This is a genomic window from Deefgea tanakiae (assembly GCF_019665765.1).
GTDB classification, from domain to species: Bacteria; Pseudomonadota; Gammaproteobacteria; order Burkholderiales; family Chitinibacteraceae; genus Deefgea; species Deefgea tanakiae.
Genome location: NZ_CP081150.1, coordinates 523305 through 542473 on the forward strand (window position 1 = coordinate 523305; position 19169 = coordinate 542473).

Annotated in this window: 18 protein-coding genes; all 18 read left to right on the plus strand. The window is 40.0% G+C overall.

The window, feature by feature from the left end; translation table 11 throughout:
• Positions 1-20 precede the first annotated feature (20 nt).
• The 18 genes from K4H28_RS02465 to wbjC all read left to right on the plus strand — a co-directional run bounded on the left by K4H28_RS02465 (position 21) and on the right by wbjC (position 19169).
• Positions 21-278 (plus strand): hypothetical protein, encoded by a 258-nt coding sequence (locus K4H28_RS02465; RefSeq protein WP_221006770.1) that lies wholly within the window; start codon positions 21-23, stop codon positions 276-278.
• A 117-nt stretch (positions 279-395) separates the two neighbouring features.
• On the plus strand, positions 396-1040 hold the full coding sequence (locus K4H28_RS02470) for a YjbF family lipoprotein (RefSeq protein WP_221006772.1): 645 nt from the start codon (positions 396-398) through the stop codon (positions 1038-1040).
• 17 nt (positions 1041-1057) lie between these two features.
• Complete coding sequence (locus K4H28_RS02475) at positions 1058-1771, plus strand: capsule biosynthesis GfcC family protein (protein WP_221006774.1); 714 nt, start codon at positions 1058-1060, stop codon at positions 1769-1771.
• On the plus strand, positions 1768-3876 hold the full coding sequence (locus K4H28_RS02480) for a YjbH domain-containing protein (protein ID WP_221006776.1): 2109 nt from the start codon (positions 1768-1770) through the stop codon (positions 3874-3876). Before K4H28_RS02475 ends, K4H28_RS02480 begins: the two co-directional genes overlap by 4 nt.
• 302 nt (positions 3877-4178) lie before the next feature.
• Positions 4179-6356: a polysaccharide biosynthesis/export family protein gene (locus K4H28_RS02485; protein WP_221006778.1), complete on the plus strand. Its 2178-nt coding sequence runs from the start codon at positions 4179-4181 to the stop codon at positions 6354-6356.
• A 3-nt stretch (positions 6357-6359) separates the two neighbouring features.
• A complete protein-coding gene (locus K4H28_RS02490) occupies positions 6360-7559 on the plus strand; it encodes a GumC family protein (RefSeq protein ID WP_221006780.1) in 1200 nt (399 codons plus the stop codon).
• Entirely contained in the window at positions 7559-8620 is a 1062-nt protein-coding gene (gene rfbB / locus K4H28_RS02495; RefSeq protein ID WP_221006782.1) for a dTDP-glucose 4,6-dehydratase, read from the plus strand. The genes K4H28_RS02490 and rfbB overlap by 1 nt, the downstream gene beginning before the upstream one ends.
• Before the next feature lie 2 nt (positions 8621-8622).
• The gene (gene rfbD, locus K4H28_RS02500) at positions 8623-9537 is read left to right on the plus strand and encodes a dTDP-4-dehydrorhamnose reductase (protein WP_221006783.1); all 915 of its coding nucleotides are present in this window, start codon (positions 8623-8625) and stop codon (positions 9535-9537) included.
• A 9-nt stretch (positions 9538-9546) separates the two neighbouring features.
• A complete protein-coding gene (gene rfbA / locus K4H28_RS02505) occupies positions 9547-10431 on the plus strand; it encodes a glucose-1-phosphate thymidylyltransferase RfbA (protein ID WP_221006784.1) in 885 nt (294 codons plus the stop codon).
• Between the two features lies 1 nt (position 10432).
• Positions 10433-10975 (plus strand): dTDP-4-dehydrorhamnose 3,5-epimerase, encoded by a 543-nt coding sequence (gene rfbC, locus K4H28_RS02510; RefSeq protein ID WP_221006785.1) that lies wholly within the window; start codon positions 10433-10435, stop codon positions 10973-10975.
• Between the two features lie 39 nt (positions 10976-11014).
• Entirely contained in the window at positions 11015-12436 is a 1422-nt protein-coding gene (locus K4H28_RS02515; RefSeq protein WP_221006786.1) for a lipopolysaccharide biosynthesis protein, read from the plus strand.
• Positions 12420-12953 carry an acyltransferase gene (locus K4H28_RS02520; RefSeq protein WP_221006788.1) on the plus strand — a complete coding sequence of 178 codons (534 nt, stop codon included), beginning with the start codon at positions 12420-12422 and terminating at the stop codon, positions 12951-12953. The genes K4H28_RS02515 and K4H28_RS02520 overlap by 17 nt, the downstream gene beginning before the upstream one ends.
• Positions 12953-13834: a glycosyltransferase family 2 protein gene (locus K4H28_RS02525; protein WP_221006789.1), complete on the plus strand. Its 882-nt coding sequence runs from the start codon at positions 12953-12955 to the stop codon at positions 13832-13834. Before K4H28_RS02520 ends, K4H28_RS02525 begins: the two co-directional genes overlap by 1 nt.
• A gap of 145 nt (positions 13835-13979) precedes the next feature.
• Positions 13980-15086: an O-antigen ligase family protein gene (locus tag K4H28_RS02530; protein WP_221006790.1), complete on the plus strand. Its 1107-nt coding sequence runs from the start codon at positions 13980-13982 to the stop codon at positions 15084-15086.
• Positions 15083-15928, plus strand: a complete 846-nt coding sequence (locus K4H28_RS02535; protein ID WP_221006791.1) for a glycosyltransferase family 2 protein — start codon at positions 15083-15085, stop codon at positions 15926-15928. Before K4H28_RS02530 ends, K4H28_RS02535 begins: the two co-directional genes overlap by 4 nt.
• Positions 15921-16811: a glycosyltransferase gene (locus tag K4H28_RS02540; RefSeq protein ID WP_221006792.1), complete on the plus strand. Its 891-nt coding sequence runs from the start codon at positions 15921-15923 to the stop codon at positions 16809-16811. The genes K4H28_RS02535 and K4H28_RS02540 overlap by 8 nt, the downstream gene beginning before the upstream one ends.
• A gap of 214 nt (positions 16812-17025) precedes the next feature.
• The gene (locus K4H28_RS02545; RefSeq protein ID WP_221006794.1) at positions 17026-18060 is read left to right on the plus strand and encodes a polysaccharide biosynthesis protein; all 1035 of its coding nucleotides are present in this window, start codon (positions 17026-17028) and stop codon (positions 18058-18060) included.
• 5 nt (positions 18061-18065) lie between these two features.
• On the plus strand, positions 18066-19169 hold the full coding sequence (wbjC, locus tag K4H28_RS02550) for a UDP-2-acetamido-2,6-beta-L-arabino-hexul-4-ose reductase (RefSeq protein WP_221006796.1): 1104 nt from the start codon (positions 18066-18068) through the stop codon (positions 19167-19169).

Consider the following 19169-nt stretch of genomic DNA (forward strand, 5'->3'; position numbering starts at 1 on the left):
TTAATATGTGGGTGTTTGAGATGAAGAAAATTGCATCGATGATCTTGGGTTTGGCTTTAGTAACTGGTACAGCACAAGCGGCTGAAGAGGCGGTAGCTCTTACTCAGTCACAAAATGCGTTAATTGCATCTGTTCAAGCAAGTACTGGACTTTCGGTGGCTGCGGCAACAACGCTGGTTGTGGTGGGGGCTGTGGTAGTTGGTAGTTTGGTCTATACCATTGCAAAAGATGGTGACTCTGCAACAGTTAGCACTTCTACTACTACAGCAACAAATTAATTGTTAATGATTGGATGCGGATATTTAGCATTCAATCGCTTATGATTGCTTGTTGAAATGTAAAACCCCTCTTGATGAAAACACAAGTGGGGTTTTTTCTTATTCAAATTGAGCTTTATGATAAAAAATTTACTGCCTCTATTCGCTAGTATTTTCCTTTCTGGTTGTCAGTTTTTGGGCGGTGAGTATGTCGCACAGATAAAAAAAGCATATAACTCACAAAATAATGTAATTTTGACGCAGGAAGAAATAGCCCAGCGAAAACAGCCTTCTGCATATCTAAAATTAGGTGATGCAAATCCGCAGGTTGTCGCCACACTAGCGGTGGTGGAAAACAATCAAGCCAAGTGGGTCACAGCAGATAGTAATGTAATTGTTACGCAAAATGGCCGCCTAGTTCGTATCGTAGGTTTGGATCAAAGCCCAAGCTTCGTCTCAAATTTAGAGTTTGACCCTATTCGAAATGGAATTGATGGTTTCTCATCTAAAACACGTTGGCAGCGATTTGTTGATTTTAAAACCGACAAGCAAGTATTAACAAATTATCGCGTGCAGGCCACTTATCAAGTAGAGCATATTGAATATCAGTTTTTAGATAAAAAAATTATGGCAATAAGACTGATTGAAAATAACGTTTCTCCAGATCTGGGACTTAGTTTTAAGAACGAATTCATCTTTGATGCTGAAAGTAAAAAAATGCTATACGCTCGTCAGTACATAACACCAAAAATCGGTTGGCTTGAAATGACATTTATTAACTGATTACGGTATTCTATCAAATGATTTTTATTAAATTTACAAGTGTTTTGTTGTTGACTACTTCCTTGGTATTTGCGGGTGAGATTAAAATAAATGATAAAGTTATCTCCTATCCCGTTGGCGCAAAAATAGAATATATCACCTCTCAATTGTTAGCGTTTTCCAGTCCTTATTGGCCTGGTAGTCATATACGAAACAAGGGTAGTCATCAAGAGTCACTGGCTCTGAAGGCCGATCTGGTGAAGTGTCTTCAAGAACTGATGGCTGAAAATAAAGACTATAAAAAAGTCTATCTTGATGTAAATTACTTTAATCCTTTTGGACGAATTTTGATTAATCTTGATCCTGATTGGTTTCGTCTGAGGCCTGCGGATAATCCGCTTTTGAGCGGAGATTATGAGGTAAGCCTAAATCAGCGTCCAAAATATGTCCAAGTTCTTGGTGCAACTAAACAAAGTAAAAAAGTTAGGATTGCGAATAGCCCGATTCATACTGGGCTAATTGATCGGTCTTTGTATCTAGATTTAGCTGATTTAAATTCTATCTATATTATTCAGCCTAATGGCAGCGTTGAAAAAATAGGCAATGCTTATTGGAACTATGCCGAGCGAGATTTGATGCCTGGCAGTATTATTTATGTCCCAATTGATGAGAGTAAGCTTCCTGCTCATATGAAAAATTTAAATGTAGAAGTAATGCGTTTGTTGGCGAGTGCTGAGGAACGCGCAGAATGACTAAGACTCGTAAAACACTGGCATTAACTCCGGTAGTATCTTTATTGTGGAGTTCGGGTTTATTTGCGCAAAATTCCATTGAACTGATAGGCCCAACTCAATCTGATTTCGGTGGTGTTGGGTTGATGCAAATGCCAACGGCAAGGATGGCTGCGGAAGGTGAATTTAGTCTCAATTTAATGGATAACTCTGAATATCGTCGGTATAGCTTGTCGGCGCAAATTTTGCCTTGGCTTGAGACCACCTTGCGTTATACCGATATCCGCACTCGGCTTTATTCAAATGACCCAAGCTTTAGTGGCGACCAATCCTTAAAAGACAAAGGGGCCGATGTAAAAGTTCGCCTGCTTAAAGAAAGCTATTATTCTCCAGAAGTAAGCTTGGGCTTTCGTGATATTGCCGGTACGGGCTTATTTGATGGGGAATTTGTTGCTGCCAGCAAGCGATTTGGTCCTGTAGATCTGACTTTAGGATTGGGTTGGGGCTATCTTGCCAAAAGTGGCAATGTAGCAAATCCTTTTTGTCAGGTGCGCGATAGTTTTTGCACTAGGCAGGGCGGCTTTACCGGTTCTTCAGGTGGGCAAACAAACTTCGGTCGATTTTTCAAAGGTGAAAGTGCGATTTTTGGCGGTGTAGAATATCAAACACCGTGGCATCCTTTGAGATTCAAGCTCGAATATGATGGTAATAATTATCAAGGCGAAGTTGCGGGTTCTATTTCCCAAAAAAGTAGTCTCAATGTTGGAGCTGTTTATCGTATCAAAGATCACTTTGATGCGCACTTGAGTTATCAGCGTGGTAATGCATTGATGTTTGGTTTGACAATGCGAACCAATATGAATGATATCAAACCCTTGTTTTCAAGGTCTAACCCAGAAGTTTATGCTCCTAACGTAAGTGCGGAGATGGATCAAGAAGCTTGGGATAAATTGGCGAATAAACTCAGTCAGAACTCTGGTTACGTGAATCCAGAGCTAAGGTTAGATTCGGACAAATTAATTGTGATTGCGGATCAAACTAAATTTAGTGACCGTGAAGAAGCGGTGAAAAGAGCATCGGTAAGCTTGGCGAATGCAGCGCCGAAATCAGCAAAAGAGTTCCACTTGGTAGAGGAAAAGAATGGGCTTTTAATTGCTGAAAGTATTGTTGATCGTAAATCAATTGATATTGAGCATCAGCCAAAAGTACTCGGTATACCAGAGCAAAAAACGGAGATCGTTTTCTCTAATCCCGAAGAAAAGAAAGGCACTGTAGTTCGGGAGCCTGTGCAACAGAGTTTTAGCTATTTCTTTAAGCCGTCATTAACGCAATCATTTGGCGGTCCTGAAGCCTTTTATATGTATCAAGTTGGTGTTGATGCAGTCGGCGAGCTCAAGATTAATAAAAATTGGCTTGCAACAGGGGTCGTATATTTCAACATTTATGATAATTATGATGATTTTAATTTCAAAGGCCAGCCATCAAATGGTGGTGAAACACTACCCCCTGTTCGCACATTGATTCGTGAGTATGTGAGCAATAGTCCTGTAAGGATAAACAATCTACAGTTGACCCGATTTGATCAATTTGGCTCATCGTTTTATTCGCAGGTTTATGGTGGATATTTGGAAATGATGTACGCAGGGGTTGGGGGGGAAGTGTTATATCGCCCGCTTAATAGTTCTTGGGCGGTTGGTTTGGACATGAACTGGGTGAAGCAGCGAGATCCTAGTGATCAGTTTGGCTTTATAGATTATGAGACAGTTACGGGTCATCTGACTGGATACGCCAAAGCACCTTACTTAGATAATGTGTGGCTAAGTGTGAGTGCTGGTCGCTACTTAGCTAAAGATTATGGTGTCACTATTAGTATTGCGAAGGAATTCGACTCAGGCATCCGCGCAGGTTTCTTTGCTACCAAGACAAATGTAAGTGCAGAAGAGTATGGCGAGGGGGCATTTACCAAAGGAGTATATATATCAATTCCGTTTGATCTATTTACCGCAACACCCACACGCAATCGAGGTGCAATATCCTGGCTGCCACTGACCCGAGATGGTGGGCAAGCTTTGGCTCGGAAATTTAGTTTGCATGGAATGACCGAAAGTAGGGCGGACTACGATTAAACTAAAATGAATTGATGCAAATCAAACTTGCTTTGCATCAATTCATTTATACGCTCAAGTTTGACTAAACCACAACAGAAAGTTTAAGGTATTGGGCGGGCTCTCGTCAGTTGGCACGTATTTATGCTATATTTCGCACATATTTAATTTTATGTGATTTTTTCTACGTAGTCTCTTGCTTTTGTGTGTGTACAACGCTAAGCAAATTCCATTTTTACCTTTCAAAAAAAATCTACAAATCGATTACTATGATAAATCTGCTGAGTTTTAGTGTCCGCTCCACGGTATTGAGTTTGCTTGCGATGAGTTGTTATGCCGCTCCAACTCCAACTCCAACTCCAACTCCAACGCCTTCAGTTCCTTTTTCTGCAACTGCAGGCCAGACCTTACCAGCCTACAATCCAATAGCGGATTCAACGCTGCGCCAAAATCCTGCCGCCAACGTGCAATCTGCAAATATTGTTCCGTGTTCATCAGGCGATGGCTCCCCGTTTCAAAGATTGGTGTGTGATTCCTTAGGGCATATGTTGCCTATTTACGGAGAAAATCTACTCAATTTTGCAGCGGCTAGTGATGTAGAGGTTTCTGCTGATTATCCAGTAGGGCCTGGTGATGAATTACTGCTAAAAGTTTGGGGAAGTGTCGATTTATCAAGTCGATTAGTCGTTGATCGCAACGGTGCTGTTTTTATCCCGAATGTAGGAAATATTCCAGTGGCTGGTACGCCATTTGGGCAAATGAATAATGTGATCGGTAAAGCAATTGCGGTTTATTACAAAGATTTAAAAATTGCTATTTCTATGGGGCAAATTCGTTCGATTGCCGTGTATATGACAGGAATGAGTAAAGTGCCAGGTCGTTTGATGGTCAATTCCAATAGCACATTGCTGAATGCGGTGATGGCTGCGGGTGGAGTTGGGCCACAGGGCTCTTTACGTAAAATTGAATTGCGTCGCATGGGGCAATTGATTGGTACGTTTGACTTATATGATTTATTGCTGAAGGGTGATAAATCAAAAGACTTGCGTGTGCAATCAGGTGATGTCATTTTTGTGCCTCCAGTAGGCCCTCAAGTTGCCTTGCTAGGCACTGTGAAACAACCAGCAATTTATGAATTAAAAGGCGGTGAAAGTGCGCATGATTTATTGCTGCTGGCTGGTGGCGAAACGATATTAAATCGTGCCGGTTTGGTTCAAGTAGAGCAAATTAAAGACCGTAAAATACGAAGTGCCAAAACAGTGCAACAGGCTGACTTAGCTACATTCAAATTATCGAATGGCGATATTTTGAAATGGACTGAGCTATCTCTTGAATACAGTGGGGTGGTGAATTTACGCAGTAGCTTGGGTCTGGCGGTACGTGAGGCGTGGACTCCTGGAATGAAAGTATCTGATTTGATACGTAGTCCCGACTATTTATTAACGCCAAAGTACTGGGCCAACCTAAATCAAGGCATCTTTACTGCCGCCCAAGCAGGTGGAGAGCAAGACAAACAGATACGTACTCTCACCCAGCAAGTGGGTCAAGAAATTAACTGGGAATATGCATCAATTCAGCGACGTGATCCTAAAACCTTTGTGGCGACTTTAATCGGTTTTAATCTTGCAAAAGCGCTACAAAAAGACCCCAAAGCCGATGTTGAACTGCAGGCTGATGATGTGGTAACAATTTTTACGCGTAATGAATTACGTGCACCAGCAGCAACACAGGGCAAGTTTGTGACCATCGAAGGTGAGGTTGCCGTGCCCGGAGTCTATCAATTAAAAGCCAATGAAACATTGCAGGATGTGGTGGCAAGAGCAGGTGGCGTAACAGATGAAGCGTGGATTTTTGCTGCCGAATTAGGCCGAGAATCGGTACGCGTACAACAAAGAAAATCGTTAAATGAGATGGCCGATGAAATGGAGGCTGCTGCTTTAGAGCTGCAATCAAAAACACTTCAAAATGCCACCATGCTAACAGGCGGTGATTTAGCGGCAAAAGGTCAGTCTGCCTTAGGCACTGCGGTGATTGCCAAAATTCGTAATACACAGCCAACAGGCCGAATTGTATTGGGTGTGGCGCCAGATGCTTCAGAGTTAGATTTACCTGATGCAATACTTGAAGATGGCGATCGTTTTTTTGTGCCACGCAAGCCGTCTACGGTGGTCGTGGCTGGGCATGTATTTAATCGAAATAGTGCATTCTTATTTAACAGCAATAAAACTCTGGCCGACTACCTCAATATGGCGGGTGGCTTTAAAGAGGGCGCCAATCAAGATCAAGTGTATGTCATGCGAGCAGACGGCTCAATTATGGGGTCAAACAATAAAGGCTGGATGAGTGGCAATGCTTTAAACCAACGTGCCTTGCCGGGTGACACGATTATCGTGCCGCAGGAATTGGATAAAAAAACTTGGGTCAAAGGTTTGATGGATTGGACGCAAATTTTGTCTAATTTTGCAACAGGTATTGCTGCTATTTCTGTATTGGGCGATTAAGTGATGACTGAAATGAATATACAAAGCACCAAAGTCATTGATAGTAGCGATGAGATAAGTCTGATTGATTTATTAATAGTACTGGCGAAGAACAAATGGCTGATTGTAAAATCAACCGCGCTATTTGGTATTGCAGCCATCGCTTATGCATTATTGGCAACGCCAATCTTTGAAGCTGAAACTACTATTTTGCCACCACAGCAACAATCTGGTGCATCGACCATGCTAGCTTCACTTGGTGGTCTAGGGGCTTTGGCTGGCGGAGCCGGTGCGATTAAAAATCCAAATGATATCTATATAGGCATGATGGGTAGTCGTGCCGTACAAGAGCCTCTAGTAAAGCAATTTAATTTAAAAAAATATTATGATTCGGAAACGTCTAGCGGTGCATTAAAAACACTAGAAGCAAGTACCACGATTTCTTCAGGTAAAGACGGCTTGATCAGCATTAAAGTTTACGATAAAGATCCTAAACGGGCGGCTGATTTGGCAAATGCTTATGTTGTGGAATTACGTTCGTTGTCTGGGCATTTAGCAGTAGGCGAAGCAGCACAACGTCGACAGTTGTTTGAAGTTCAACTTGCTAAAGTAAAGAAACATCTTACCGATGCTGAAGTTGCATTAAAAAAAGAACAGGAAAAAACTGGATTCTTTACATTAGAGGCGTCAGGTAAAGCAACAATGGAGGCTTTAGTGGAGCTACGAGCACAAATGGCGGCTAGGCAAGTCCAGCTCAGCGCGATGAGTGCAGTCGTTACCGAAGACAATCCAGAATACAAACGGATTAAAGCCGAAATTGCCGCTTTGCAAGCACAGCTATTTCTAATTAACAAAGGCTCTACTGATGAAGATGTATTGGTTAGTAAAGCAAAAGTACCTGAAGCAGGGTTAGAATTTATCCGCAAACTTCGTGATGTAAAATATCAGGAAATGTTGTTTGAACTAATGGCTAAACAATTAGAAATGGCACGCCTTGACGAGGCAAAAGAAGGTGCGAATATTCAGGTGCTTGATGCAGCTACCCCACCAGATAATAAACTCAAACCAAAGCGCGGATTGATTGTGTTGTTAGGGCTGTTTGCCGGTGGTTTTTTGGGTATCTTGCTGTCATTTATCCGAGAAGCTCTCCAGAATACCGCTCAAAATGCTGAAAATGCCGCGCGGATTAATGAATTGAAACAATATTTGAAAGGTCAAAAATAATGACAATTTTAGTCACTGGCGGAGCTGGATTTATTGGTGGTAATTTTGTTTTAGACTGGCTAGCTGGTTGTGATGAGTTGCTGATTAACGTTGATAAGTTAACCTACGCAGGTAATCTTGGTACATTAAAAAGCTTGGATGGCGATCTGCGTCATATCTTTATTCGTGCTGATATTGGTGATCGCGATGCATTAAGCCGCCTATTTGCCGAGCATCAGCCGCGCGCCGTAATTAATTTTGCTGCTGAATCGCACGTTGACCGTTCAATCACTGGGCCAGGCGAGTTTATTCAAACCAATGTCGTTGGTACGTTTAATTTGCTGGAATCGGTACGCGGCTATTGGAATGAATTAGCGGCGGATGAAAAAGCGGCGTTCCGTTTTCTGCACGTGTCGACCGATGAAGTCTATGGCACCTTGGCAGCGGATGATCCTGCCTTTGCAGAAACCAAAGCCTTTGAGCCAAACAGCCCGTATTCGGCATCAAAAGCGGCATCGGATCACTTAGTTCGCGCTTGGCATCATACTTATGGCTTGCCCGTATTGACGACCAACTGTTCGAACAACTACGGACCGTATCATTTTCCTGAGAAATTGATTCCGTTGGTGATTTTGAATGCGCTAGCAGGCAAAGCGTTGCCGATTTATGGCGATGGTCAGCAAATCCGCGATTGGTTATTTGTGAAAGACCATTGTTCTGCAATTCGCCGTGTGTTGGAAGCTGGCAAAGTAGGTGAAACGTACAACGTTGGTGGTTGGAATGAAAAGGCCAATTTAGACGTCGTGAAAACGATTTGTTCGTTGCTGGATGAGTTGCAGCCCAAAGCTGATGGCAAGCCGTATGTTGAGCAAATCACTTATGTGACTGACCGTCCAGGTCATGATCGCCGCTACGCGATTGATGCCCGTAAATTAGAGCGTGAATTGGGATGGAAACCTGCCGAGACATTCGAATCAGGTATTCGCAAAACAGTTGAGTGGTATTTGGGTAATCAAGATTGGGTCAGCAATGTCACCAGTGGCGCATATCGTGAATGGGTATCTGCCCAGTACGGAGCTTGAGCATGACTTTGCAAGCAATACCCAAAATACTTGTTACTGGCAAGAATGGTCAAGTTGGGTTTGAATTGCAGCGTAGCCTAGCTGTACTCGGTGAAGTGATCGCTGTTGACCGCGAAGCATGTGACTTGGCGAATGCCGAGTCGATCCGCATGTTAGTGCAGCGGATTCGTCCAGACATCATCGTAAATCCTGCTGCGCACACAGCAGTGGACAAGGCCGAATCTGAAGTTGAGCTGGCTACATTACTCAATACAACTGCGCCACAAGTCTTCGCTGAAGAAGCTGTCAAACTTGGTGCTTTATTGGTTCACTACTCGACCGACTATGTGTTTGATGGCACAAAAGAGGGTGCGTATTTGGAGAGTGATGCGACTAATCCTCAATCGGTTTATGGCAAAACCAAGCTCGCCGGTGAATTAGCGGTGGCTGCGGCCAACCCACGGCACTTGATTTTCCGCACCAGCTGGGTATTTGGCGCGCACGGCGGCAATTTCCTAAAAACAATGTTGCGATTGATGCAGCAGCGCGATGCGCTCAGCGTGGTGGCCGATCAAATCGGTGCGCCAACCTCGGCTAGCTTAATCGCTGATGTAACCGCACAGATTATTGCCCAATATCTACGTACGCCAGATCAGGCGCAGTTTGATTTTGGTACTTATCATTTGGTTGCCAGTGGTGAAACTAGCTGGCATGGGTATGCGGCGCTAGTTAATGATATTGCTGCACAGCAAGGCTATACGCTAAAAGTGACCAGTGAGAGTATTAAGGCGATACCAGCGAGCGACTACCCGGTACCTGCACCTCGGCCAGCTAATTCGCGCCTCAGTACGCAAAAAATACAATCTACGTTCGGTCTCGTATTGCCAAAATGGCAAGCTGGGGTACACAACGTAATGACGCTATTAAAACAATCTTAGGAATTAAGCATGGCCAATCGTAAAGGCATTATTTTAGCCGGTGGTTCAGGTACTCGCCTGTATCCAGCCACCATCGCCGTCTCTAAGCAATTACTCCCCATTTATGACAAGCCGATGATCTACTACCCGCTGAGCACTTTACTGCTAGCGGGCATCCGTGACATTTTAATTATCTCTACACCACAAGATACACCGCGCTTCGAGCAATTGCTCGGCGACGGTAGCCAATGGGGTATCAAGCTACAATACGCAGTTCAGCCTAGCCCCGATGGGCTTGCTCAAGCATTTATCATTGGTGAGGATTTTATCGGCCAAGATGATGTCGCTTTAGTCCTTGGTGATAATATTTTCTACGGCCACGAATTTGCTGAGTTATTGCAAGCAGCGTCAGCCAAAGAAAGTGGCGCGAGTGTCTTTGCTTATCATGTAAACGACCCAGAACGCTATGGCGTAGTTGATTTTGATACGAATGGCAAAGCGTTATCGATTGAAGAAAAGCCAGCTAAACCTAAATCGAATTACGCCGTGACGGGTCTGTATTTTTACGATAATAGCGTCGTTGAAATCGCCAAAAACATTGAACCATCACCGCGTGGTGAGTTAGAAATTACCGATGTGAATGGCGTCTATTTAGCACAGGGCAAACTGGATGTGCAAACGATGGGTCGTGGCTATGCTTGGCTTGATACGGGCACGCATGAATCAATGCTAGAGGCGAGCCAATTTATCCAAACCATCGAAGCGCGCCAAGGCTTGAAAGTTTGCTGCCCTGAAGAAATCGCCTACCGTCAAGGTTGGATCGGTGCGGCGCAAGTTGAACAATTGGCCCAACCGTTAAAGAAAAATGCTTATGGGCAGTATCTATTGCGCATGATTAAAGAAACGGTTTATTAAAATGAAGATCATTGGTACTGAAATTCCAGACGTAAAAATTATTGAGCCAGCCGTGTTTGGCGATGAACGTGGATTTTTTTATGAAAGTTTTAACCAAGCCAAATTTGAAGCTGCAATTGGGGATGAAGTAAAATTTGTTCAAGACAACCATAGTAAATCAGTGCAGGGCGTTCTGCGTGGACTGCATTATCAAATCCAACATCCACAAGGCAAATTAGTTCGCTGTACGCGAGGAGAGGTCTTTGATGTGGCGGTCGATCTTCGCAAATCATCATCAACATTTGGCAAGTGGGTCGGAGTTACTCTGTCTGAAGAAAATAAGCGCCAACTATGGATTCCTGAAGGCTTTGCGCATGGTTTTTTGGTGCTGAGCGAAGTTGCAGAATTTCTCTATAAAACGACGGATTTTTGGTATCCAGAGTTTGAACGGAGTTTGTTGTGGAATGATCCTGATCTAGATATTCAATGGCTTTTAAATATTCAGCCGCAGTTATCACAAAAAGATGTCTCTGCAGCTAGCTGGCAAGAATATCTCAAAGGCTAAATTTTGAAAATAAGGGGGGTTTTATTTCAGCTGCTAGTGATGTTAGTTGGGATGGTAAAGGGTTTTGTTTCATTGACGATGATGGTTGGTTTTGGTCATGAACATTATGCAATGCTGTCTCAATTTCTTGTATTAGCTGGTTTTACAGCGCAAATTATGATGCTTAATTATGACGCTCAATTTGTAGCTAAGGTATCTGTTGGGGAAGATCCTTCTATTGGGTATAGCGCACTATTAAAATTGTTGATTTTAAATACTTCGTTCATTTTTTTTATAGCCAGTATGTTTGATCAACCGCTCTCTAGTTTTATTTGGGGAACAGATCGCTATGTTTCATATGTAGTTATTTTAGTTATTTACGTGTTTATTTTGTCGCTCAATTTATTGAGTTTTTTACGTTTTCAAGCTAGTAAAAAATTTGATTATTTTGCGGGTTTACAAATTCTTCAGCAGTTACTTCAGTTGCTCGCCATTTTTGTTGGAGTTTATTTAGCTAATGTATTACTGTTAGTAATACTGCTTATTTTATTTGAATTATTGCTCTGGTTTACTGTGCAGTTTCTGGGGGGGCGACCAAAATTTTCATATAAAAATTTCGGTCTTTCATTTGATTGGCTTAGAAAAGGCTCTGGGATTGCAGTGCCGTTGCTAGCTAGTTTTTTAATGATCTGGATTTTAAACAATGGCGGCCGTCTGATTTTAGTCAATCAGCATGGATTAAAGGCTTTAGCACCCTATGCAGCTACTTTTTCGATTGCAATTTTATCTGGTTTGTTGATTAATCCTATTTGTTCTGTATTTTTTCCCTATTTTAGCCGTGGCCAGCAAAATTTATCAGAAATAGCATGTTCCGTAGTTTCTGCCCAATTAGCATTGTTAATATTTGGGGGCGTAGTGAGTATGTTTTTGATTGTTAGCTCAAAAATATTGATCGGTATACTAGCGTCGCCTGAGTTATTCGCAGGTTCATTCTTTGTATTCTTTATTTGTGCAGCACAATTATTCTATGGTCAGGCTCGTATTATTTCTCTTTATCTCGCTGTGAATGATAAAGCGTTGAGTGGCTTATATGCTTTTATGCTGGGCGCGATGATACTACTCTTTGTGGGTTTTTTTTCTGCAGCACAATTCCTCGCTAAAGGTATTGCTATGGCAACCATGCTGGGATCTTTTGTATCAGCGGCGTGGTTATGGATCAAAATGCCGCCCTTGGTTAAGGCATCTGGTTTGATTCAAGGTCGATTCACTATTCTGCTGTGTTGGGTGGGTACTTTAACGTTTATGTTGATTGCCGTTTACTGCCAATTTAATAAGGTAGTCGAAATGGCTCTTGCTTTATTTTTCCTAATTGTTGCTTATGTGATGTTTTTAATTTTGGTAACTGCTTCAGAGCCGATTATGGCAATTGTTTGTGTGAAATTGAAATTATTAAAAGATAAGGTCTATGTTCGAGATTGTTAAAAAATTTTTTGCACGTTGTCAGCGAATGTATAGTGAGTGCAAGTATGATAAATATAAAAATCTAAATATTGGAAACGGTACTCAATATGCTTTAGATAATTTAGATGGCATTGCACCTCAATTAATTACTATAGGTGCTGGGTGTGTTATTGCACCGAAGGCGGTTATTTTGACACATGATGCGTGTCTATTGCCAACAACTGGTATGTATATATTTAAGCGTGTTCATATTGGTGATCGCGTTTTTATTGGATATGGTGCGGTGATTATGCCAGGTGTCACAGTCGGCAACGATGTTGTGATTGGCAGTAATTGTGTTGTTACCCATGATATTCCTGCTAATTCGGTTGTTGTCGGTTTGCCTGGGCGTATTATTTGTAAAACATCTGAGCTAGCGTTACGTCGACAATCTCAATTAACCACTCCTGTTTTCAATTGGGAAAAAAAAATCACAACGCAAGATATAATTCGGCAGCAGTCTGTATTGATGGAATTGTTTTTAAGTGAGAATAAATAGTGAAAGTAAGTATTTTAGTCGCAGCCTATAATGCTGAGGCATTTATTGTAGAAACGATTCAAAGTGTACTGCAGCAGACCTTCACTGACTGGGAGTTAATCATTGTTGATGATGGCTCTAATGATGCAACTGCAGAAATTGTTGCACATATGATTAATCAAGATGCTCGAATTAAATTATTTAAACAGAGAAATAGCGGGGCACAAATCGCGAGAAATTTCGCATTTTCAGCTTCTCAAGGGCAATATATTGTATTTCTTGATGCGGATGATCGTATACTACCTGCTAAATTAGCATTGCAAGTGGAATTGTTGGACAGTAACCCAGATTTTGGTCTTGTGTATGGTGATACATGGCACTGTGATTCAAAAATGAATAGACTTAAATTGGAGTCTCAGAAAAATAGATCTACTGGAGTAATGGGTGATGTATTCGAGGAGATTATAAAGAATAATATAATGTCTGTGCATTCAGCAATGGTTCGGCGAGTTTGCCTGGAGGACGTTGGTGTGTATGATTCCAATCCACAGCTAATTGCAGACTGGGATTTATGGGTTCGTATTGCATCTAAGTATTCTTTTTTGTTTAATCCACAGCCTGTAGCAGAATATAGAATTCATGATTTTATGTCGGCTAAAACAGATGCAGGGATGAGGCAAATTAAACAAAGATATGGTGTATCAAGTAAAATTAAATTAATGAGTAGATATGCTGCCTTAACTAGGCGTAAAAAAGCAATGCTAGATTTTAGTGATGGGCGATTTGCAATTAATTTTGGATTTAGAAAAGTGGCGGCAATATCTTATGTTCAAACTATAAAGCTAAATTGTTTTTTTTGGCGTGCTTATTTTGCTTTGTTTTTTTCCCTATTTGGTAAGTGATAGACATTAGCTTATGAAGCATACATTGACCATACTTTTTTTCTCCGCGGTGACTATTTTTCCAAGGTCATTTTTCTTCCTTAAGCTTTTTTTTGCTGGGTTATTTTTTTGTTCTATAATATCTTTTTTTTCTAAAAAAAGTAAATTGAAGTTTAATTATTTAATCCTGATTTTTTACTTAATTCTAGCTATTTTTAGTGTTGTTTGGTCAATTTTAGGACTGAAAAATGGCGCTTATGTTGGTGGTGTTCTCGATAATTTCAAGTTGTTTGTCGTTTGGAGTTTTATATTTTTTGTTATTTATACATATATATATAGCGAAATAGATCTTAGCTTTTATCATCGTGTAATTATAATTGCTGGTGTTGTTATTCCCTTGATTAATTTTGTTGGCATGGCTGATTCGTACTACGCAATTAATTTCATCCCGATTTCTATGATTGAATCGCTTGATATGAGATTTGGGTTTCATGAGGGATATATACAGGTTGCATCTCATAATATTGGTTCACTCTTTATAATTATTCCTTACTTGATGGCAGTTCTGTCGATGAATGATCGAGAGAATTCAAATAGAAAGTGGAGTGCTATTGCTTTAATTTTATCACTTGCTCTTGCTGTGTTATCAGGCAGGCGTGCTCTTTGGCTTGTCATTGCAATAACACCGTTTGTAATTATATTTTTAGGTATTGTTACAAATAGATTTGTTAAGATAAATAATAAGTTTAAATTTGTATTTTTTATTTCTTTATGTTTATTCGGGTTAGTTCTTGTTTTGAGCTTGTTCGGGGAATTTTCTGAATCAGGAACGTTAGAGCATATGAAGTCAGCCATCTCTGCTGAAGATGAAAGGTCAATACAATATCAATATTTAATTTCTAAATTTATTGACTATCCATTTTTTGGCTCAGGCATCGGTGTAGGTGTTAACTATTTACGCAGTTATGAATCGCCATGGTTGTACGAGCTTACGTATGTTGTTATGTTGATGAGTTTAGGTGTTGTTGGTTTTTCATTGTTTTCAATTTTTTTCTTAGTATTTATATTTTTGGCTATAAAATATGCATCTTCAGGTGATCTTCACTCTGGCTATGCTTTCTTTTACCTCGTAGGACTTTTGGGTTTGCTTATAGGTACTTACTCGAACCCTTATCTATTATCATTTGATTTCTTGATTTATTTAGGAATGCTACCATTGTTTGCGGGGAAGTATACGCAGCTAAATATGTATGCACCAAGGAGGAGGGAATGATTGGGTTTAAAAATATTGCTGCGGTTGTTGTGACTTATAATGGTGATGCTTCTTTAAAAAAAACACTTTTGGCTCTTTTGGAGCAAGTTTCATTTATTATTGTTGTAGATAATGGTTCGATTGATAATACTAAAAGTATTGTTCTATCACTTGGTGATTCTAATAAATTTAGACTTATTGAATTAAGTGCTAATATGGGGCTTGGATATGCACTAAATGCTGGTATTCGGTATGCTTATGCAAGCGGGTACGATTGGGTCTTAACCATGGATCAGGATAGTATAATTTGTGATGGAATGATTGATGCATTTATTTCATTTATTAAAGAAAATAATGAAGAGGTATGCTTAACTCCGAACTTAATCATTCATGGAGAGTCAATTAATCTTACAAGTGGTGTTGTAGATTTGGCTATTACTTCAGGGAATCTAGTTTATGTCCCCATTTTAGATCATGTCGGTTGGTTTAATGAGCTTTTATTTATTGATTCTATTGACTTTGATTTCTGTATTCGTCTTAAAAATGCAGGGTATCATGTTTCTCGGGTTGGAAATGCTTTATTAAAACATGAGCTTGGTGATAGTCATGAGAATATTTTTATTTTAAATAAATATTATACTAAGCATTCGCCTTTGAGGCGATATTATATGCTTAGGAATTCTTTTTATATCTTTGAAATGCACTGTATAAAGAATGTGAGGGTTGCAACTAAGTTACTAATTGGTAATTTGCTTTCAATGTTTCTTGTGTTGCTGTTTGAAGAGCAAAGAAGAAAAAATTCATTTTACTATGTAAAAGGTTTTTTTCATTATCTTTCTAGGCGAAAAGGTAAGTATGAGTAATTTGAAATTTAGTGTTGGATTGGTGGTTACAAATTTTAACAATTCTAATTATACCGAAGCATTAATACTGTCTTCGTTAAAATGCGAGTGCATAGATAAGGTCAAAATTGTTGTTGTAGATAATGATTCTGAGTACTTGGATCGTGAGAGAATTATTGCATTAAAGGAAAGTTTTCCTTTTGTCGATTTTATTCTTAATTCGAGTAACTTAGGTTACTTTCCAGGTCTGAATGTAGGGATGCAGCATTTGAAGGTGAAATATCCGGACATTAATTATGTTGTAGTAGGTAATAATGATTTGGAATTTACTCCTGATTTTTTCTCAAAGTTAATGGGGGTTGGAAAAGATGTTTACTGGACGTTGCCCGTCATCTCTCCTGATATAGTAACTCTTGACGGTGTTCATCAAAATCCACATGTGATTTCTGATGTTAGTGAATTTAGGAAATTAATATGGCAATTTTATTATTCAAACTATTATCTTTCATGCGTCATATTAAAAATTGCAAGCTTAACTAAAAAGATCACATCCCGTCGTGACTATCTCAAGCATGAAGAGCCACTTTTAATTTCTCAAGGCTATGGTGCGTGTTACATCCTTACACCTGTTTTTTTTGAGTATTTTACCCATTTATGGGCACCAACATTTTTAATGGGTGAAGAGTTTTTTATTAGATTGCAATTGGAGTCAAAAGGGTTTCATATTTATTATGACCCACGTTTTGTAGTTAAACACCATGATCATGCTACAATAGGTAAACTTCCTACGAGAAAATTGTGGGAAATTAGTAAAAAATCTCATGACCTTATGAAAAGATATAGCCCGACCATATTTTTTAAAAAAAAACCAGAGAAGCAATATCGTGGAGAGGCTGACACTTAAGAGGTGTTGCTCTATCGAACTGTGAATTTTGTCCATTCATCTTTTGATGAGGCTTTTAAATTGGGTATGTCACGAAATGTGTAAGATGTTAACTATTGAGTTCTGGATTACTTCTTTTGTAGTTTTTTTATAATGCTATTATATAAAAATAATTGAATATTTAATTGTTATTTATTTTTAGAATGGTTGTGCTTTAGGATAATTGGGGTTTGAAATGTTTAATAATAAGGTTTTACTAATAACTGGTGGTACAGGCTCTTTTGGTAATGCTGTTTTACGCCGTTTTTTAAATTCCGATATTGCTGAAATTCGTATCTTTTCTCGTGATGAAAAGAAGCAAGATGATATGCGCAAGAAATTTAGTCATCCTAAATTAAAGTTTTATATTGGTGATGTACGTGATTATCAATCTGTTTTGAATGCCGTGCGTGGCGTTGATTTTATTTATCATGCTGCAGCTTTAAAGCAAGTGCCGTCTTGTGAGTTTTATCCGCTTGAAGCTGTAAAAACAAACGTACTAGGCACCGAGAATGTATTAGAGGCTGCGATTGTTTCAGGAGTAAAGAGGGTTGTTTGTTTGAGTACTGATAAAGCCGTATATCCAATTAATGCAATGGGTATTTCAAAAGCCATGATGGAAAAAGTGATGGTGGCAAAGTCTCGCAATATTGATGAGAGCAAAACTGTGATTTGCGGAACCCGTTACGGTAATGTCATGGCATCTCGCGGTTCGGTTATTCCATTATTTATTGATCAAATTCGTGGTGGTACACCAATTACGATTACAGATCCAACTATGACTCGTTTCATGATGACTTTAGATGATGCAGTAGAGTTAGTTTTATATGCATTTGAGCATGGTACGAATGGTGATATTTTTGTTCAAAAAGCACCTGCTGCAACAGTTGAGACTTTAGCGCATGCATTACTCGATATTGTTGGTAAACCAGATCATCAAGTGAATGTAATTGGTACTCGCCATGGTGAAAAACTTTATGAAGCTTTATTAAGCCGTGAAGAAATGCTTGCAGCAGAAGATTTGGGCGGATATTACCGTGTCCCTCCTGATTTGCGCGATTTGAATTATGGAAAATTTGTCGAGCAAGGCGATAGCCGCATTTCTGAAGTGGCAGATTACAATTCTCATAATACACAGCGTCTTGATAAAGATGGTATGAAAGAGTTGTTGTTCAAGCTTGATTTCATTCGTGCCATTCATGCTGGTGAAAACGTGCAGGCAGAGGATTAAAAGGTATGAAAATCTTAATCACTGGCGCCAATGGCTTTATTGGTAAAAACTTGCAAGTGCATTTGAGAGAAGCAGGTTATCAAGATCTTATCTGTATTGACCGTAACTCAACCTCATCTGATTTATTGGATGGTTTAAAACATGCTGATTTTATTTATCATTTAGCCGGTGTTAATCGTCCTAAAGATATTGCTGAGTTTCAAACTGGTAATGTTGGTTTAACTGAAAAAATTATTGCTGAATTAAATGCCATAGGTCGTGCAGTACCCCTTGTATATACGTCGTCGATTCAGGCTGAGTTTGATAACCCCTATGGTGTGAGTAAATCAGTTGCGGAACGTGCATTGCAAGAGTATCAGCAGAGCTCTGGTGGTCCTGTGTATATTTATCGCTTGCCAAATGTATTTGGCAAGTGGTGCCGTCCTAATTACAACTCTGCAGTGGCAACGTTTTGTCATAACACCACTCATAATTTGCCTATCACGATTAATGATGCAAACGCACCATTAAAGCTGGTTTATATCGATGATGTTTGTGCTAGCTTTGTTGCTTTACTCGATTTACAGACTCAAGCTGGCCAAGTCGAGGTAGATACCATATATGATACTACGGTAGGGTTTGTTGCTGAGATCCTTGCTAAATTTCGTACTAGCAGGGATACCCTTGTCACTGAGTCGGTTGGGACAGGATTGATTCGTGCTTTGTACTCAACTTATGTTAGTTATTTGGCACCAGATGATTTTTCATATCAAGTACCTAGCTATGGTGATGCGCGCGGCGTTTTTGTTGAGATGCTAAAAACACCTGATTGTGGGCAATTCTCTTTCTTTACTGCTCATCCAGGAATTACGCGCGGTGGACATTATCACCATACTAAGACCGAGAAATTTTTGGTGATTAAAGGCGAGGCTAGATTCGGCTTCCGCCATATTTTAACTGGCGAGCGAATTGAACTGATTACTAAAGGCACAGAACCTCGAATTGTTGAAACAATTCCAGGCTGGGCGCATGATATTACTAATATTGGGCAGGATGAAATGGTGGTGATGCTGTGGGCCAATGAGATATTTGACCGTCAGAAACCAGATACTATTTCACATGAGGTTTGA

Coding starts and splice junctions, on each gene's coding strand:
- K4H28_RS02465 (WP_221006770.1), top strand. CDS start 21: ATGAAGAAAATTGCATCGATGATCTTGGGTTTGGCTTTAGTAACTGGT.
- K4H28_RS02470 (WP_221006772.1), top strand. CDS start 396: ATGATAAAAAATTTACTGCCTCTATTCGCTAGTATTTTCCTTTCTGGT.
- K4H28_RS02475 (WP_221006774.1), top strand. CDS start 1,058: ATGATTTTTATTAAATTTACAAGTGTTTTGTTGTTGACTACTTCCTTG.
- K4H28_RS02480 (WP_221006776.1), top strand. CDS start 1,768: ATGACTAAGACTCGTAAAACACTGGCATTAACTCCGGTAGTATCTTTA.
- K4H28_RS02485 (WP_221006778.1), top strand. CDS start 4,179: ATGAGTTGTTATGCCGCTCCAACTCCAACTCCAACTCCAACTCCAACG.
- K4H28_RS02490 (WP_221006780.1), top strand. CDS start 6,360: ATGACTGAAATGAATATACAAAGCACCAAAGTCATTGATAGTAGCGAT.
- rfbB (WP_221006782.1), top strand. CDS start 7,559: ATGACAATTTTAGTCACTGGCGGAGCTGGATTTATTGGTGGTAATTTT.
- rfbD (WP_221006783.1), top strand. CDS start 8,623: ATGACTTTGCAAGCAATACCCAAAATACTTGTTACTGGCAAGAATGGT.
- rfbA (WP_221006784.1), top strand. CDS start 9,547: ATGGCCAATCGTAAAGGCATTATTTTAGCCGGTGGTTCAGGTACTCGC.
- rfbC (WP_221006785.1), top strand. CDS start 10,433: ATGAAGATCATTGGTACTGAAATTCCAGACGTAAAAATTATTGAGCCA.
- K4H28_RS02515 (WP_221006786.1), top strand. CDS start 11,015: ATGTTAGTTGGGATGGTAAAGGGTTTTGTTTCATTGACGATGATGGTT.
- K4H28_RS02520 (WP_221006788.1), top strand. CDS start 12,420: ATGTTCGAGATTGTTAAAAAATTTTTTGCACGTTGTCAGCGAATGTAT.
- K4H28_RS02535 (WP_221006791.1), top strand. CDS start 15,083: ATGATTGGGTTTAAAAATATTGCTGCGGTTGTTGTGACTTATAATGGT.
- K4H28_RS02540 (WP_221006792.1), top strand. CDS start 15,921: ATGAGTAATTTGAAATTTAGTGTTGGATTGGTGGTTACAAATTTTAAC.
- K4H28_RS02545 (WP_221006794.1), top strand. CDS start 17,026: ATGTTTAATAATAAGGTTTTACTAATAACTGGTGGTACAGGCTCTTTT.
- wbjC (WP_221006796.1), top strand. CDS start 18,066: ATGAAAATCTTAATCACTGGCGCCAATGGCTTTATTGGTAAAAACTTG.